Raw genomic sequence first — 14079 nt, 5'->3', positions numbered from 1 at the left:
TCGTGTCGCCGGGACGGAACCGTACCGCCCGTCGTCGACGAACCGAAGTTCCCTGGGTTCCTCGTCCTTCGAATAAATTATAGGTTCGATACCGTATAAATATACTGGGGGTCGAGTTACCAAAATATTCGATGACACACCGTACGGGCCGGCTATCGCCACGTCTCGAACTGTCTCACACCGTCTCACGCGGTCAGACGCGCTCGGAGACTGGCGTCACTGCGTCGAGTGACGCCGAGTGCCGCCGACCGGACCGTCTCCGGCCGAGCGTCTCGCCTCGGTCACTCCAGCGTGAACGACTCGTCGCCGTCGAGGACGTGGACCTCGGCGTGGGTGCCGGTCGCGTCGACCTGCTCGACGAACTCGTCGGTGTCGATTTCGATGGGCGGGAACGTGTCGTAGTGCATCGGGAACACGTGGTCGACGTCCAGCCACTCCGTCGCGATGGCCGCCTGCCACGGTCCCATCGTGAAGTGGTCGCCGACCGGCAGCGCAGCGGCGTCCGGTTGGAGGTACGGCGCGACGACCTCCTTCATCTCGGTCATCAGGCCGGTGTCGCCGGCGTGGTAGAACGACGTGGCGTCGGAGTCCGGACCGGGCTTCTCGTCCGAGATCACGAACCCCGCGGGCATCCCGACGTCGTACTCGTAACCGGTGTTCGCGCCGTTGGTGTGGTCGGCGCGGTGCATCGTGACGAACGCGTCGCCACACTCGACGGTGCCACCGATGTTCATCCCCATCCCGCCGACGTGGTTCTCCAGACCCATCTCGTCTTCGAGGAACCCACAGAGTTCGGGGACGGCGACCACTGTCGCGTCGGGGAACTCGCCCGCGTGAGCGATGTGGTCCTGGTGAGCGTGGGTGAGCAACAGGTAGTCCGGGTCGAAGTCGTCGGGACCCATCTCCGTCTTGGGGTTGTCGAAGAACGGGTCGATGAGGAGGTCCGTGTCGCCGACGGTAACCGACCACGTCGAGTGGCCGTGCCAGGTCAGTTCCATAACGGGAGGTGCCACTCGCGCCGACGGCTTAACGATACGCCTGGGGGCAGGTCGAACGCGGAAGCACAGCGTTAACTCCTCGCCCTCGAACGCGAGACCATGCGACTGGCACGCTTTCGCGCGGCCGACGGGACCGTCCACCGCGGCGAACTGAGCGACGACGACGCCGAACTCGTCGCCGACGGCGAGACGTTCGACGCCGATGCGGTGGATTTCCTCGCGCCGTCGGACCCCTCGAAGATCGTCTGTGTGGGGCGCAACTACGCCGACCACGCCGACGAGATGGGCAACGACGTTCCAAACCGCCCGCTGTTGTTCCTCAAGCCGCCGAACACGGTCGCCGCTCACGGCGACACCCTGACGCTCCCGAGCGGGAAGAAGCGCATCGACCACGAGGCCGAACTCGCCGTCGTCATCGGCGAACGCGCGAAGGACGTCGCGGCGGCCGACGCGATGGAGTACGTCGAGGGGTTCACCTGTCTGAACGACGTCTCGAACCGCGACGACCAGGACCGCGAGCAGAACTGGGTCCGCGGGAAGGCGTTCGACCAGTCCGCGCCGATGGGGCCGGTGCTCGCCACCCCCGAGGAGGTCCCCGCCGACGCGTTCGTCCGAGCGCGGGTGAACGGCGAACTGCGACAGGACGGGTCGCGCGACCAGTTCATGTTCTCGGTGCCGGACCTCCTCGCGGAGATAACCACTTACATGACGCTCGAACCGGGCGACGTCGTCTCGACTGGCACCCCGGCGGGGGTCGGGCCGCTCGACGACGGCGACAGCGTGGAGGTCGAGGTCGAAGGCGTCGGGACGCTCCGGAACGACGTTCGCGTCCCGTAGCCGACGAACCGTGGCGGGCCGCTAGTTCTCCTCGCCGAGCAAGAACGGTTCGACCGCCGCCAGCAGGTCGTCGAGCGCGTCGACGGGCGGGGAGTGCCCGCAGTCTTCGAGTTCGACGAACTCCGCGTTCGGCAGGTCGGCGAGCGTCTCGTCGGCCATCTCGCGGGGGATGACGAGGTCGCGGTCGCCGTGGACGACCAGCGTCGGATGGGTGATCTCGCTCGCGAGGCCCGACCCCTCGCCGTAGGCGTTCGACTCGTCGCTGACGTTGAAGTGAGCGAGTGCGTGGTAGACGTCGACGAGGTTGCGCTGGGTGAGCATGTCGTCGACGTACGCGTCGTAGAGGTCGTCGTCGGGTCGTTCGTCGGTGTAGATGAGCTGATTCCACACGGCCTTGAACGTCTCGCGGTTCTCAGTCTCGTGGGCCTGGAAGACGGGTGCGAGCGCCGGCGTGGCGGCGATCTCCTCGCGAGTCGTCAACGGTTCGTCGGTCGGCTGGCCGGTCTCGTCGGTCCGGAACAGCGGGTAGCCGCGCGTGCTCACCGAGTCCATCAACACGAGTCGGTCGACGCGGTCGGGGTGACGTGCGGCGAACGCCATCGCGACGCCACCGCCGGTCGACCAGCCCCAGAGGTGGAACGAGTCGAGACCGACGGCGTCGGCGAACGGTCCCACGTCGGCGGCGAAGTCCGCCAGCGAGTCGGCGGGCGTCTCGTAGGTCGACCCGCCGAACCCCCGCATGTCCATCGCGTAGCAGTCGAACCGTTCGTCGACGGCGTCGAGCACGAGGTCCCAGTGCTTCGAGGAGGTCATGTTGCCGTGGAGGAGGACCAGGGGAACCTCCCCCGGGCGGTGACGGTACGCGATGGTCTCGCCGGTCGGGAGGTCGACGGTCTCGACGGGCAGGTCCGGAACGGCAGTGACGGGCATGTGCGGTTGGGAGGCGGTGCCAGGGCAAAACCGTTTGCACGCTGAAACGATTGAAGAGGCTGGGCCGCGAACGACCGCTATGGCCCCCCTTCGAACCGTCGACCACCTCGGCGTGGTGTTGGCCGCACTCACCGTGGGCCTCGGCATCGCGCTCTGGGGCGACCTCCCCGCCGAGATGGCGATTCACTTCGACACGGGCGGAGAACCGGACAACCTCGTTCCGAAACCCGTCGCCGTGGTCCTCGTTCCCGCCCTGATGGTCGGAGTGCTGGGAATCATGAACACCGCGGCGCGTGCGGACCCACCCGCCAGTCCACGCGTCTTCAGAGTCACCAAGCTCTGGACGCTCGGCATCCTCGCGTACGTCCACGGGTACGTGCTCGCGTGGAACCTCGGGTACGAACTCCCCCCGAGCGTGGTGTTGGGTCCCGTGCTCGGGAGCGCCGCGGTGCTGGTCGTCTGGGCGCTGCGCACCGAGCGACGGGCCAGCGTCGGGTGACCGGTCGCGCCCGTCGTCGGTGGTCCCGGATGCCAACGCATAAGTTTAGGTTCGCCTAATCCTCCGCCGATGAGACTCACCCGTCGGGACGCCCTGGTCGCGCTCGGAGCGACCGGGCTGGCGGGTGCGGGCGTCGGGGCGGGCGTCCTCGCGTTCGACGACGGCTCCCCCGCCGACGGTGACGACGAGACCGGCGCGGACGCACTGCTGAGGTCGCTCGCCGCTGCCGCCGAGGTGCTGTATCCGAGCGGCGTCGAAGGCGTCGAGGAGTTCGTCGAGACGTACTCCCTCGGCCGGGTTCGGGGGCGCGAGACGTACCGCGAGGGACTCCGACGCGCCGTCTCGGACCTCGACGCGGCGGCGCGGGCGTGGTACGGCGCTCCCTACGCCGACCTCGACCGCGACACCCGCGAGTCGGTGCTCCGGGAGCTCGGGGCGGACACGGCCGACGCCGACCCCGAGGGGCGGCGCGGCGAGCGGATTCGCTACTACGTCGTCGAAGAACTGCTGTACGCCTTCTACGCCTCGCCGACGGGAGGTCGGCTGGCGGGCATCGAGAACCCCGTCGGTTACCCCGGCGGTGTCGAGAGCTACCGGCGCGGACCCGAGGCGGCCCGAACCGGGAGCGAACGTGGAGACGACTCCGGGGACGGGGGCGAGTCGCCGTGAGCGACCACGAGACCGACGTCTGTGTCGTCGGTGCGGGCCCCGCCGGAGCGTTGGTCGCCGACCGCCTCGCGAAACGAGGGCACGACGTCCTCGTCCTCGACGCTGGCCCCCGGTTCGACGGTCCGGACGAGGACCGTCTCGAACGGATGGAGGCGTTCGTACGCTCGGGCGACTGGCGTGGCGTCTGGGAGATGGGCGGCGAGCGCGACGCGTACACGAGCGAGGGTCGCGACTACCCGCTGAACCACGCCCGCGTGAAGGGAGTCGGCGGGAGTTCCCTCCACTGGCACGGGATGGTGATGCGCCTCCACGAGTCGGACTTCGAGCGCCACAGTCGCGACGGCGTGGGCGTCGACTGGCCCATCGGGTACGAGGACCTCCGACCGTACTACGCGGCCGCCGAACGCGAACTCGGCGTGGCGGGGGCCGCGGACGACCCCTACGCCGCCCCACGCGAAGAACCGTACCCGATGGCGGCGTTCCCACCGTCGTACTCGGACTCGCTGTTCGCGCCGGCCTGCGAACGCCTCGGCGTCGACATGCACTCGGCGAGCAACGCCCGCAACTCGGAGGCGTACGACGACGCACCGACCTGCGTCGGGTACGGGACGTGCAAACCCGTCTGCCCATCGCGGGCGAAGTACACCGCCGAGCGCCACGTCGCCGCCGCCGAGGACGAGGGCGCGACCGTCGTCGCGAACGCGCCCGTCCAGCGACTGGACACCGACGAGCGTGGTGAGCGCCTCGTGCGCGCGGTGTACGCCGACGACGGTCCCGAGGGAGGCGGCGGAGAGCGGACCGTCGAGGCCGACCAGTTCGTCCTCGCGGCGGGCGGCGTCGAGACGCCCCGGTTGCTCCTCCTGTCGGCCGACGAGGCGAATCCCGACGGTCTCGCGAACGCCTCGGGTGCGGTCGGCAGGTACTTCATGGACCACCTGTACGCCGGGACGGGCGGCGTCCTCGACGAACCGACCCGTCAGAAGCACGTCGGGTTCAACACCAGCGAGTGCCACCAGTTCTACGACGACCCGACCGCTGGCGCGACGGGAACTGCCGCCTCGGTCCCCGCGAGCGACGCCGACTGCGGCCCGCTCAAACTGGAGTTCGTAAACTACGCCGGCCCTGCGCCCACCGACGTCGCCCTCGACGGCGAGCAGTGGGGCGACGACCTGCTGGCCGAGGTTCGCGAGTCCTACGGCCGGTTCGTCGAGGTCGGGGCGCTCGTCGGGCAACTCCCGCGCGCCGAGAACCGCATCGCGCTCGACCCCGACCGGACCGACGACCACGGCAACCCCGTCCCCCGCGTCGTCTGGAACATCGACGACCGGACCCGGCGGACGCTCGCACGCGCCAACCAGATTCAGGAGCACATCCTCGCGGAGATGGGCGCGGAGGTCCGCTGGCAGGTCGGCCCCGAGAACACCGGCCCCGCGTTCCACCACATGGGGACGACCCGGATGGGAACCGACCCCGCGACGAGCGTCGTCGACGCCGAACTGCGCGCGCACGACCACCCCAACCTCAGCGTCGTCTCCTCGTCGGTGTTCCCGACGAGCGGCGCGATGAACCCGACGCTCACCATCGCGGCGCTCGCGCTCCGGGCCGCCGACACGCTCCACGACGCACTCTCGCGTTGAGGCGGCGTCCCACGTCAGCCCCTGCCGTGGTGTCGAGCGTCTCGTAACGCTTTTCGGACCTGACTGAATATTCAGTCACTAATGAGTGCGGACACCTCCAACGACGGCTGTGAGGACACCCGCGAGGCCATCATGAAGGCCACCTATCGCGCACTGCGCGACAACGGGACCGCGGACCTCACCATCCAGAACATCGCGGACGAGTTCGAGAAGTCGAAATCCCTCCTCTACTACCACTACGAGACGAAAGACGACCTGCTGATCGAGTTCCTCTCGTGGCTCATCGACCGCAACGCCGAGTTCCTCGAAGGCGACGACGTCGAGACGACCGAGGAGTTCGTCAGCGCGATGATTCCGCGCGACGTCGACGACGAACGCGCGGGGTTCCGCGCGGCGTTCGTCCAGATGCGCGCGGAGGCGGCCTCCGACCCCGCCTACCGCGAGCAGTTCACGCAGTACGACCGACTGTACCGCGAGACGCTCGTCGGTCTCATCGAGCAGGACGTCGAGGCGGGCCGGCTCCGCGAGGTCGACACCGACGCGCTCGCGGACGTGTTGCTCTCGACCATCGACGGCGCGATGCTGCGCTACGCGACGACCGACGACGACGTGATGCCGACGACGCGAGAGGGTGCGGACCGGCTCCTCGCCTCCCTGAGAGGCGAGGAATGAGCGAGGCCGAGGACCGCTCGGTCAACGTCACCGACGGCGACCTCGTCAAGCCGATGCTGGTCCTGTCGGGACCCATCATCCTCTCGATGCTCCTCCAGGTGGGCTACAACCTCGCGGACACCTTCTGGGTGGGCCGTCTCGGCGAGGACGCCGTCACCGCCCTCGGTCTCGCGTGGCCGCTGGTCTTCCTCACCATCAGCTTCGCCGGCGGATTCACCGTCGCGGGGACGGTGCTCGTCGCCCAGCACAAGGGCGCGGGCAACGACGCCCGCATCGACCACGTCGCGGGCCAGACCATCGCGTTCGTCTCCGTCCTCGCCGTCGCCTTCTCGGCGGTCGGCTACCTGCTGGTCCCGCAACTGCTCGGACTCGTCGGCGCCACACCGGGCAGTGAGGTCCACCGCCTCGCCGTCGACTACACGCGCACCATCTTCCTCGGTGTCGTGTTCATGTTCGGCTTCTTCATCTTCCAGGCGCTCCTGCGTGGCTGGGGCGACACGAAGACGCCGCTGTACCTGATGGCGTTCGGCGTCGCCATCAACGTCGTCCTCGACCCGCTGCTCATCCTCGGGTTCCAGGACAACGTGCTGTTCGGCGCACTCGGTCTCCGCGGCCTCGAAGCGACGCTGCTCGACCTCACCGGGTTCACCGGGATGGGCGTGCAGGGCGCGGCCGCCGCGACGGTCATCTCGCGGGCGCTCGGAGCGACCCTCGGGTTCGCTTGGCTGTTCTCGGGAGCGGTCGGCATCCACCTCTCGCTCGACGACCTCATCTTGCGCCGCGAGACCGTCGAGCGTATCGTCCGCATCGGTGCGCCCGCCAGCGTCGAGCAGTCGACGCGCGCACTGGGTATCACCGTCCTCACCGCGCTCGTCGCGGTCGTCGGCGCGGACGCGGCCATGGGGAAAGACGCCGTCGTGGGCGGGTTCACCATCGCCAACCGCATCACGTCGCTCGTGTTCCTCCCGGCGCTCGGGTTCGCCCGCGGGACCGAGACCGTCGTCGGCCAGAACCTCGGCAGCGACCAGGCCGACCGCGCGAAGCGGGCCGTCCGCGCGGGCGTGCTCATCATCGCCGTCGTCCTCGTCGGGGTGAGTGTCGTCGCGATGACGTTCGCCGACAGCATCGTCGGCGTGTTCATCTCCGGTGAGGGTGCGGCCGACGTCACCGCAATCGGCGTCGACTACCTCGTCGTCGTCGGGCCGACGTTCGCGTTCCTCGGGGCGTTCCAGATCCTCCAGGGCGGGTTCCGAGGCAGCGGGTCGACGACGCTCGCGATGGGCTTCGGCATCGCCTCGCTGTGGGTGTTCCGCATCCCCGCGGCGTACTACTTCAGTCAGCTAGCGGGGATGGGTCCGACAGGCGTCTGGTGGGGTATCGCGTTCTCGAACGTCGCCAGCGTCGTCGTCGCGGCGGTGTGGTTCCTCCGCGGGACGTGGACCGAGAACGTCGTCGAGGAGGAGCACGCGACACCCGCGGACTGAGGACACCGAGCGTCGACTCTTCGTTCCTACTCAGTCGCTCCCGCGCTCGCGGTGGGCGATGGCGAACAGGAACCCCGAGAGGAACAGGAGTTCGTTGCCCGCGTAGACGCGGAAGAGGGGGTCGAGGATGTCGAGGAACCACCCCGGAGCCGCCAGCCCGAGGATGGCGAGCAGGAGTGCCAGTATCGCCGCGACACCGGCGAACCAGCGGGTTATCGTGCCGCTGACGTAGCCGACGACGAAGATGACGAGCGCTTCGAGCAGGGCCATACCGTGAGATTCGTCGCCGACGGGATAACGCTCTCCCGTGTCGGGGGGAAAGACCGCTCAGAAGACGACGCCGCCGGCGAGCAGGCCGGCGTCGACGAGCAACAAGAGGGCGACGACGCTCGCGGCGTAGAGGAACGGCTTGCCGTCGCGGGCGGGCGTCCGGACCTTCTCGGCGTTCAGGCCGCGGCGCATCCGGGCGCTCCCGACCTCGACGAGCGCAGCGAGGAGGAACCAGAGCGCGACCATCGTGAGCACGAGGTGGCCCCGCGGGCTACCGGTGAGCGACTCGACGGTGTAGGCGTTCCCGGCCATGTGGCCGCCCGTGACGAACAGCGCGAGCGCACTGACTCTGGTCACCGTCGACAGTCGCGAGACGGCGAACTCGAACGGGGCCGGACGGATGTCTCCCCGGAGGCCGAGCGGGAGGATGCCGACGGTGACGAACAGGACGGTGCCGGTCCAGAGGCCGGCGAACAGGAGGTGGGTCGTGTAGGCGACGGCGTCGGCGACTGACATGGTCGAGAGACCGTCCGGAATCACAAAGAACGGTTCGGATGACGACCGATTCGGTCGCGGGGCCGTCCCCGTGGCTCCGAGACGGTCGGCGCGCCACGGGACCGCACGGCGGCGTGTGAGCACGCTTAAGCCGCGCCGTCCGCACGTTTCGCGTATGGAACCACGGGACCGCTCGTCGTACTCGGTGTACCAGGCCGGGCGGGGCATCGAGGAGGTGGCCCGCGAACTCGGTCGCGACCCCGAGTCGTTCGTCGTCCTCTCGTCGAACGAGAACGCGCTCGGGGCCTCGCCGGCGGCCGTCGACGCCATCCGCGACCACGCCGCCGGCGTCAACCGCTACCCCAAGTCCTCGCAGGTCGACCTCGTCGAGGCCATCGCGGAGAGCTGGGACCTCGCGTCCGAACAGGTGTGGCTGGCTCCCGGCGGCGACGGTGCGCTCGACTACCTCCACCGCGCGATGCTCGACCCCGGCGACGACGTCCTCGTCCCGCGACCGGGGTTCGCCTACTACGCGATGAGCGCGCGCTACCACCACGGCGACGTCGCGACGTACTCGCTGTCGAAGGCCGACGAGTTCGCCCAGACCGCCGACGTCGTCCTCGACGCCTACGACGGCGAGCGCGTCGTCTTCGTCATCAGCCCGCACAGCCCCGTCGGCAGCGAGATGCCGACGAGCGAGGTCGAACGATTGGCCGAGGAGACGGACGACGAGACGCTCGTCGTCGTCGACGAGGCGTACGCCGAGTTCTCCGAATCCGAGAGCAAACGGACGCTGCTGGGCGAGCGAGAGGATGTCGCCATCCTCCGCACGTTCTCGAAGGCGTACGGACTGGCGGGGCTCCGGCTCGGGTACATGATGACCCCCGAGTCGTGGGCCGACGTGTACGCCCGTGTCAACACACCGTTCTCGGTCAACGAACTGGCGTGCCGCGCTGGGCTGGCGGCGCTCTCGGACGACGAGTTCGTCACCGAGACGGTCGAGACCGCCCGCTGGGCACGCGACTACCTCCACGAGCACCTCGACGCGCCGACGTTCGAGAGCGGCGGGAACTTCGTCCTCGTGGACGTGAGCGGGGCCGCCCCGAGCGGCGAGGGTGAGGAGAACGCAGGGAGCGCCGTCGCTGACGCGACACAGCGTCGGGGCGTCATCGTCCGGGACTGTTCGAGCTTCGGCCTCCCCGACTGCATCCGAATCACGACCGGCACTCGCGAGGAGACCGAACGGGCCGTCGAGGTCGTCAACCGCGTCCTCGCGGAGGTGCCCGAGGCGTGAGGGTCGCCGTCACGGGGACGCCCGGCACCGGGAAGACCACCGCGACCGAGACGCTCGATTACGCCGTCGTCCACCTCAACGACGTCATCCGCGAGGAGGGACTCCACGACGGCGAGGACCCCGACCGGGCGAGCCTCTACGCCGACTTCGAGGCGTTGGAGGAGTGGCTGGCGGCGAACGCGAGCGCGGACGACGAGACGGTCGTCGTCGAGTCGCACCTCGCACACCACTTCGACGCCGACCGCGTAGTCGTGTTGCGCTGTCACCCCGAGTCGCTCGAATCTCGGCTCCGAGAGCGCGGCGAGACCGAGGAGAAAGCACGAGAGAACGATGCGTCGACGAAGTCGCCGCAAGCTCTCACTCGCTACGCTCGCGAGAACGCGGAAGCAGAAGCTCTCGACGTGATTCTCGGCGAAGCCGTCCAGCGCCACGGGCTCGAATCGGTGTACGAGATAGACACCACCGACCGCACGCCCGAGGCGGTCGCCGAGGAACTGCGCGCCGTCCTCGCCGACGAGCGCGAGCCGAGCGCCGGCGACGTGGACTTCACGGGGTACCTATGACGCTCGACCAGTTCCGACCGGTCGCCAACCGGTTCCTCGCGCCGTTCGTCGACGTCTCCGAGCGCCTCGGACTGACGCCCAACGCGGTGAGCGTCGGTGCCATCGCGCTCGCGGCGGCGGCCGGTCTCGCCTTCGCGTTCGGTCAGTCGGCCCCGGTGCTCTACCTCGTCGGGTCGATACTCGTCTTCTGCAACGGCTGGCTCGACATCCTCGACGGCGCGCTGGCGCGTCGGCTGAACGTCGCCTCGCCCGCGGGCGACCTGCTCGACCACGTGCTCGACCGCTACGCGGACATCTTCATCCTCGTCGGCCTCGCGGCGGGCGTCGAACAGTGGGCGCTCGGTCTCGCGGCGGTGACCGGCGTCGTGATGACCTCCTACCTCGGGACGCAGGCACAGGCCGTCGGTCTGGACCGCGTCTACGGCGGGCTTGTGGGTCGTGCGGACCGACTCGTCATCGTCGGCGTCCTCGGCGTGGTGGCGTGGCTCTACACCGACACCCTCGTCGGACTGACCGTCGTCGGGTGGACGCTGGTGTTCTTCGCAGTGGTCGGGCACTTCACCGCGCTCCAGCGGTTCTACTACGCGATGCGGGCGTTCGGGGACGCGGACCGACTGTAGTCGGTCGCGGCAGTTCGGCCGACGCGTCGGACGATTTATCCGTCGTCGTGGCAACTAGGCACGTATGGCGCAGTGTGAGATGTGCGGAGCGGAGACCTCGTCGCCGAAGACCGTGAAGATCGAGGGCGCCGAGATACAGGTGTGTGATTCCTGTGCACAGTTCGGCACCGAGGTGAAGACGCAGTCGTCGTCGAGTTCGACCTCGAAGTACTCGACCAGCTCTTCGTCCGGCAAGTCCTCCTCCTCGTCCTCGTCGAGCACGTCCGGGTCCGGTGGGTCGTCGACCCGCCGTCGCCGGGATATGTTCGACCAGATGGACGAGGTCGCACAGGACTACGACGACCGAATCCGTAACGCACGAGAGGGCGAGGGCCTCACCCAGGAGGACCTCGCCGGTCAACTCAACGAGAAGGTGAGCCTCATCCGGAAGCTCGAACGGGGCGACGTCCTCCCGAGCGACAGCGTCCGGAAGAAACTCGAGAAGAAACTCGACATCTCCCTCACCGAAGGGGTGGGGTCGAGCGACGACGAGTGGGAGGGTGGCTCCGCGACCGGGTCGTACACCCTCGGCGACGTCGTCAAGCGCAAGGACTGACCGGCCACCGACGGTCGGTGACACCTCCCCCCGGGCCGCCCCGGGGGCGACACGACCCGCGCGCTCACGCCGGAACGAGTAGCTATTTGCCGCCCGCGACTGCGTGTCGGGTATGTTCGTCCTCGTCAACCTGAAGGCGTATCCCTGTGACGCAGAGCGCGTCGCACGGGCCGCCGCCACCGTCGCCGACGACACCGGCGCGCGCATCGCCGTCGCACCGCAGGCCGCCCACCTCGAGTCGGTCGCGGCGACCGGCGTCGAGACCTGGGCGCAGCACGTCTCGGGGGCCGGCCACGGCAGTCACACCGGGAGTACGCTCGCCGCCGCCGTCGCCGACGCGGGTGCGACCGGCACCCTGCTGAACCACTCCGAGAAGCGACTTCGCCTCGCCGACGTCGACGCCGGCCTGCGAGCGGCCGAGGACACCGGTCTGGAGACCGTCGTCTGTGCGAACAACCCCCGTCAGATAGCCGCCGCGGCGACGCTCGGCCCCGACATGGTCGCCGTCGAACCCCCCGAACTCATCGGCTCGGGCACGCCCGTCAGTCGTGCGGACCCCGACGTCGTCCGCGAGGCCGTCGCCGCCGCCGACGAGGTCAACCCGCCGGTCCCCGTCCTCTGTGGCGCGGGCATCTCGACGGGCGCGGACGTCGAGGCGGCCGCCGACCTCGGCACCGAGGGCGTCCTGCTCGCCAGCGGCGTCGCGAAGGCCGACGACCCCGAATCCGTCCTCAGAGACCTCGTCTCCGAAGTCTGAACGGCCCGTCGTCGACGGGTTCGTTCTCGGCGACGGACGGGTCTGCACAGAGTTATCGCCGGCGCGTCCTTGTCCTTAGCTGTCATGGCACAACGAGAGATACACGACGAACTCACCGTCGACCAGTACACCCTCGGCCTCGTCGGCCCCGACCAGGAGTGGGCGGGCACCGTCGCCGACGGCGGGACGGTCCACACCCACACCCCGCCGGCGTGCTGGGGGCCGATGATCACGCCCTCGTTCCGCGGCGGCCACGAGGTGACCCGTCCCATCGCCGTCGAAGGCGCGGCAGTCGGCGACGCCATCGCCGTCCACATCGAGTCGGTGGAGGTGACGAGCGTCGCCACCTCGACGGGGAGCATGGCCGAACGCGAGGGGGCGTTCGGGAGCGACCCGTTCGTCGACCACCGCTGTCCGGAGTGCGGCGCGAGTTGGCCCGACAGCGTCGTCGAAGGGACGGGCGAGGACGCCATCCGCTGTGCGGAGTGCGGTGCGAACGCCTCGTCGTTCGGCTTCGAGTACGGCTACACCGTCGTCTTCGACGACGACCGAACCGTCGGCCTGACGCTCGACGACGCGGCGGCCGACGACCTCGCACAGGACGCTCGCGAGAACATGGCCATCCCCGAGAACTCCCGCCAACACCCCATCCTGCTCTACAAACCGAGCGAGATGCCCGGGACGCTCGGCCACCTCCGACCGTTCGTCGGAAACGTCGGGACGACGCCGCCCGTCGAACTCCCCGACTCGCACAACGCGGGGGACTTCGGGCAGTTCCTCGTCGGCGCGGACCACGAGTGGGGCGTCGAGACCGAAGCCGACCTCGCAGAGCGCACGGACGGTCACATGGACTCCAACGACGTGCGGGAGGGCGCGGTCCTGATCTGTCCGGTGAAGGTCGACGGCGGCGGCCTCTACGTCGGCGACCTCCACGCCAACCAGGGCGACGGCGAACTCTCCCTGCACACGACCGACGTGAGCGGGAAGACGACGCTCCGCGTCGAGGTCATCGAGGGTCTCGACATCGACGGTCCGCTCCTGTTGCCCAACACCGAGGACCTCCCCCCTATCGCCAGACCGTACTCCGAGGCCGAACTGGAGACCGGACGCGCACTCGCCGACGCCCACGGGGTCGACCTCCACGAGGAGATGGGTCCCATCCAGGTCGTCGGCAGCGGTGCGACCGTCAACGACGCGACCCAGAACGCGTTCGACCGGGCCGGCAAACTGCTCGACATGACCGAGGGCGAGGTCCGTGGTCGATGCACGTTCACCGGTGGCGTCGAGATCGCCCGACTCCCCGGTGTCGTGCAGTTGACACTGCTCGCGCCGATGGACGTGCTGGCCGACCGTGGCCTCGACGACCTGGTCAGAACGCAGTACGACCTCTGAGCACGACCGCCCCACAGAGCCACTACTTTCCGATTACGGGCGAATCGCTCCGACTTCCTCGGAGTCGACAGTCGGTCGCGGCCGGTGCGTCGGTCGGCGGCGTAAACATCTCCGAATCAGAGAAAGATTTATTTCTGATAACCACAACGCCAGAAGTAGAGACTAACATGGGACTACTTGACGATGTGGAAGACGCGCTCGGAACGGGAGGTGAAGAACGGACCAGGTACGAGTACGAGTGCGACGACTGTGGTGCGACGTGGCAGACGACCGTCTCGCCGGCGATCGCACGTTGTACCGAGTGTAGCAGCGACGACGTCTCCGTTCTCTCCGAGTCGAACTGACACGGTCACGACGACCGGAGACA

The 14079-nt window shown here is 68.8% G+C and carries 17 protein-coding genes; 13 read left to right on the top strand and 4 right to left on the bottom strand.

Translation table 11 applies throughout. The annotated features are described in order from the left end of the window. Positions 1–281: 281 nt before the first annotated feature. The gene (locus M1L36_RS19640) at positions 282–998 is read right to left on the bottom strand and encodes a metal-dependent hydrolase (RefSeq protein ID WP_250875433.1); all 717 of its coding nucleotides are present in this window, start codon (positions 996–998) and stop codon (positions 282–284) included. A gap of 99 nt (positions 999–1097) precedes the next feature. Here M1L36_RS19640 and M1L36_RS19635 point away from each other — a divergent pair, with 99 nt between their 5' ends. Then, a complete protein-coding gene (locus M1L36_RS19635; protein WP_250875432.1) occupies positions 1098–1835 on the top strand; it encodes a fumarylacetoacetate hydrolase family protein in 738 nt (245 codons plus the stop codon). Positions 1836–1856: 21 nt separating this feature from the next. Here M1L36_RS19635 and phaZ read toward each other — a convergent pair whose 3' ends face one another. After that, positions 1857–2765 carry an intracellular short-chain-length polyhydroxyalkanoate depolymerase gene (phaZ, locus tag M1L36_RS19630; RefSeq protein ID WP_250875431.1) on the bottom strand — a complete coding sequence of 303 codons (909 nt, stop codon included), beginning with the start codon at positions 2763–2765 and terminating at the stop codon, positions 1857–1859. Between the two features lie 79 nt (positions 2766–2844). Between phaZ and M1L36_RS19625 the strand changes: the two genes are divergently transcribed. From M1L36_RS19625 to M1L36_RS19605, 5 genes are all read left to right on the top strand, one after another. Next, positions 2845–3264, top strand: coding sequence for a DUF1648 domain-containing protein (locus tag M1L36_RS19625; RefSeq protein ID WP_250875430.1), 420 nt, complete (start codon positions 2845–2847; stop codon positions 3262–3264). A 69-nt stretch (positions 3265–3333) separates the two neighbouring features. Further along, positions 3334–3933, top strand: coding sequence for a gluconate 2-dehydrogenase subunit 3 family protein (locus tag M1L36_RS19620; protein WP_250875429.1), 600 nt, complete (start codon positions 3334–3336; stop codon positions 3931–3933). Continuing rightward, complete coding sequence (locus tag M1L36_RS19615) at positions 3930–5570, top strand: GMC family oxidoreductase (protein WP_250875428.1); 1641 nt, start codon at positions 3930–3932, stop codon at positions 5568–5570. The genes M1L36_RS19620 and M1L36_RS19615 overlap by 4 nt, the downstream gene beginning before the upstream one ends. A gap of 81 nt (positions 5571–5651) precedes the next feature. Then, positions 5652–6242 carry a TetR/AcrR family transcriptional regulator gene (locus M1L36_RS19610; RefSeq protein ID WP_250875427.1) on the top strand — a complete coding sequence of 197 codons (591 nt, stop codon included), beginning with the start codon at positions 5652–5654 and terminating at the stop codon, positions 6240–6242. After that, entirely contained in the window at positions 6239–7726 is a 1488-nt protein-coding gene (locus tag M1L36_RS19605; RefSeq protein ID WP_250875426.1) for an MATE family efflux transporter, read from the top strand. Before M1L36_RS19610 ends, M1L36_RS19605 begins: the two co-directional genes overlap by 4 nt. A 30-nt stretch (positions 7727–7756) precedes the next feature. Here M1L36_RS19605 and M1L36_RS19600 read toward each other — a convergent pair whose 3' ends face one another. Both M1L36_RS19600 and M1L36_RS19595 read right to left on the bottom strand, forming a co-directional pair. After that, on the bottom strand, positions 7757–7996 hold the full coding sequence (locus M1L36_RS19600) for a hypothetical protein (RefSeq protein WP_250875425.1): 240 nt from the start codon (positions 7994–7996) through the stop codon (positions 7757–7759). Between the two features lie 57 nt (positions 7997–8053). After that, the gene (locus M1L36_RS19595; protein ID WP_250875424.1) at positions 8054–8512 is read right to left on the bottom strand and encodes a CopD family protein; all 459 of its coding nucleotides are present in this window, start codon (positions 8510–8512) and stop codon (positions 8054–8056) included. A 154-nt stretch (positions 8513–8666) separates the two neighbouring features. Here M1L36_RS19595 and hisC point away from each other — a divergent pair, with 154 nt between their 5' ends. The 7 genes from hisC to M1L36_RS19560 all read left to right on the top strand — a co-directional run bounded on the left by hisC (position 8667) and on the right by M1L36_RS19560 (position 14056). Beyond that, positions 8667–9785: a histidinol-phosphate transaminase gene (hisC, locus tag M1L36_RS19590; RefSeq protein ID WP_250875423.1), complete on the top strand. Its 1119-nt coding sequence runs from the start codon at positions 8667–8669 to the stop codon at positions 9783–9785. Beyond that, the gene (locus tag M1L36_RS19585) at positions 9782–10348 is read left to right on the top strand and encodes an adenylate kinase family protein (RefSeq protein ID WP_250875422.1); all 567 of its coding nucleotides are present in this window, start codon (positions 9782–9784) and stop codon (positions 10346–10348) included. The genes hisC and M1L36_RS19585 overlap by 4 nt, the downstream gene beginning before the upstream one ends. Beyond that, positions 10345–10968, top strand: coding sequence for a CDP-alcohol phosphatidyltransferase family protein (locus M1L36_RS19580; protein ID WP_250875421.1), 624 nt, complete (start codon positions 10345–10347; stop codon positions 10966–10968). Before M1L36_RS19585 ends, M1L36_RS19580 begins: the two co-directional genes overlap by 4 nt. 64 nt (positions 10969–11032) lie before the next feature. Continuing rightward, complete coding sequence (locus M1L36_RS19575) at positions 11033–11563, top strand: multiprotein bridging factor aMBF1 (protein WP_250875420.1); 531 nt, start codon at positions 11033–11035, stop codon at positions 11561–11563. A gap of 112 nt (positions 11564–11675) precedes the next feature. Then, positions 11676–12320, top strand: a complete 645-nt coding sequence (tpiA, locus tag M1L36_RS19570; RefSeq protein WP_250875419.1) for a triose-phosphate isomerase — start codon at positions 11676–11678, stop codon at positions 12318–12320. 84 nt (positions 12321–12404) lie between these two features. Next, positions 12405–13712: an acetamidase/formamidase family protein gene (locus tag M1L36_RS19565; RefSeq protein ID WP_250875418.1), complete on the top strand. Its 1308-nt coding sequence runs from the start codon at positions 12405–12407 to the stop codon at positions 13710–13712. Between the two features lie 185 nt (positions 13713–13897). Then, the gene (locus M1L36_RS19560; protein ID WP_250875417.1) at positions 13898–14056 is read left to right on the top strand and encodes an FmdB family zinc ribbon protein; all 159 of its coding nucleotides are present in this window, start codon (positions 13898–13900) and stop codon (positions 14054–14056) included. The last annotated feature ends 23 nt before the right edge of the window (positions 14057–14079 follow it).

Origin of the sequence: Halomarina rubra, assembly GCF_023699475.1 — an archaeon.
Classification (GTDB): Archaea; Halobacteriota; Halobacteria; order Halobacteriales; family Haloarculaceae; genus Halomarina; species Halomarina rubra.
The sequence above is the reverse complement of the archived record's forward strand: the minus strand, read 5'-3'. Positions and strand labels throughout refer to the sequence as shown.

What these genes read in the sequence shown, in the direction of transcription:
- M1L36_RS19640 (WP_250875433.1), bottom strand. Translation starts at nt 998, where the DNA reads ATGGAACTGACCTGGCACGGCCACTCGACGTGGTCGGTTACCGTCGGC.
- M1L36_RS19635 (WP_250875432.1), top strand. Translation starts at nt 1,098, where the DNA reads ATGCGACTGGCACGCTTTCGCGCGGCCGACGGGACCGTCCACCGCGGC.
- phaZ (WP_250875431.1), bottom strand. Translation starts at nt 2,765, where the DNA reads ATGCCCGTCACTGCCGTTCCGGACCTGCCCGTCGAGACCGTCGACCTC.
- M1L36_RS19625 (WP_250875430.1), top strand. Translation starts at nt 2,845, where the DNA reads ATGGCCCCCCTTCGAACCGTCGACCACCTCGGCGTGGTGTTGGCCGCA.
- M1L36_RS19620 (WP_250875429.1), top strand. Translation starts at nt 3,334, where the DNA reads ATGAGACTCACCCGTCGGGACGCCCTGGTCGCGCTCGGAGCGACCGGG.
- M1L36_RS19610 (WP_250875427.1), top strand. Translation starts at nt 5,652, where the DNA reads ATGAGTGCGGACACCTCCAACGACGGCTGTGAGGACACCCGCGAGGCC.
- M1L36_RS19605 (WP_250875426.1), top strand. Translation starts at nt 6,239, where the DNA reads ATGAGCGAGGCCGAGGACCGCTCGGTCAACGTCACCGACGGCGACCTC.
- M1L36_RS19600 (WP_250875425.1), bottom strand. Translation starts at nt 7,996, where the DNA reads ATGGCCCTGCTCGAAGCGCTCGTCATCTTCGTCGTCGGCTACGTCAGC.
- M1L36_RS19595 (WP_250875424.1), bottom strand. Translation starts at nt 8,512, where the DNA reads ATGTCAGTCGCCGACGCCGTCGCCTACACGACCCACCTCCTGTTCGCC.
- hisC (WP_250875423.1), top strand. Translation starts at nt 8,667, where the DNA reads ATGGAACCACGGGACCGCTCGTCGTACTCGGTGTACCAGGCCGGGCGG.
- M1L36_RS19580 (WP_250875421.1), top strand. Translation starts at nt 10,345, where the DNA reads ATGACGCTCGACCAGTTCCGACCGGTCGCCAACCGGTTCCTCGCGCCG.
- M1L36_RS19575 (WP_250875420.1), top strand. Translation starts at nt 11,033, where the DNA reads ATGGCGCAGTGTGAGATGTGCGGAGCGGAGACCTCGTCGCCGAAGACC.
- tpiA (WP_250875419.1), top strand. Translation starts at nt 11,676, where the DNA reads ATGTTCGTCCTCGTCAACCTGAAGGCGTATCCCTGTGACGCAGAGCGC.
- M1L36_RS19565 (WP_250875418.1), top strand. Translation starts at nt 12,405, where the DNA reads ATGGCACAACGAGAGATACACGACGAACTCACCGTCGACCAGTACACC.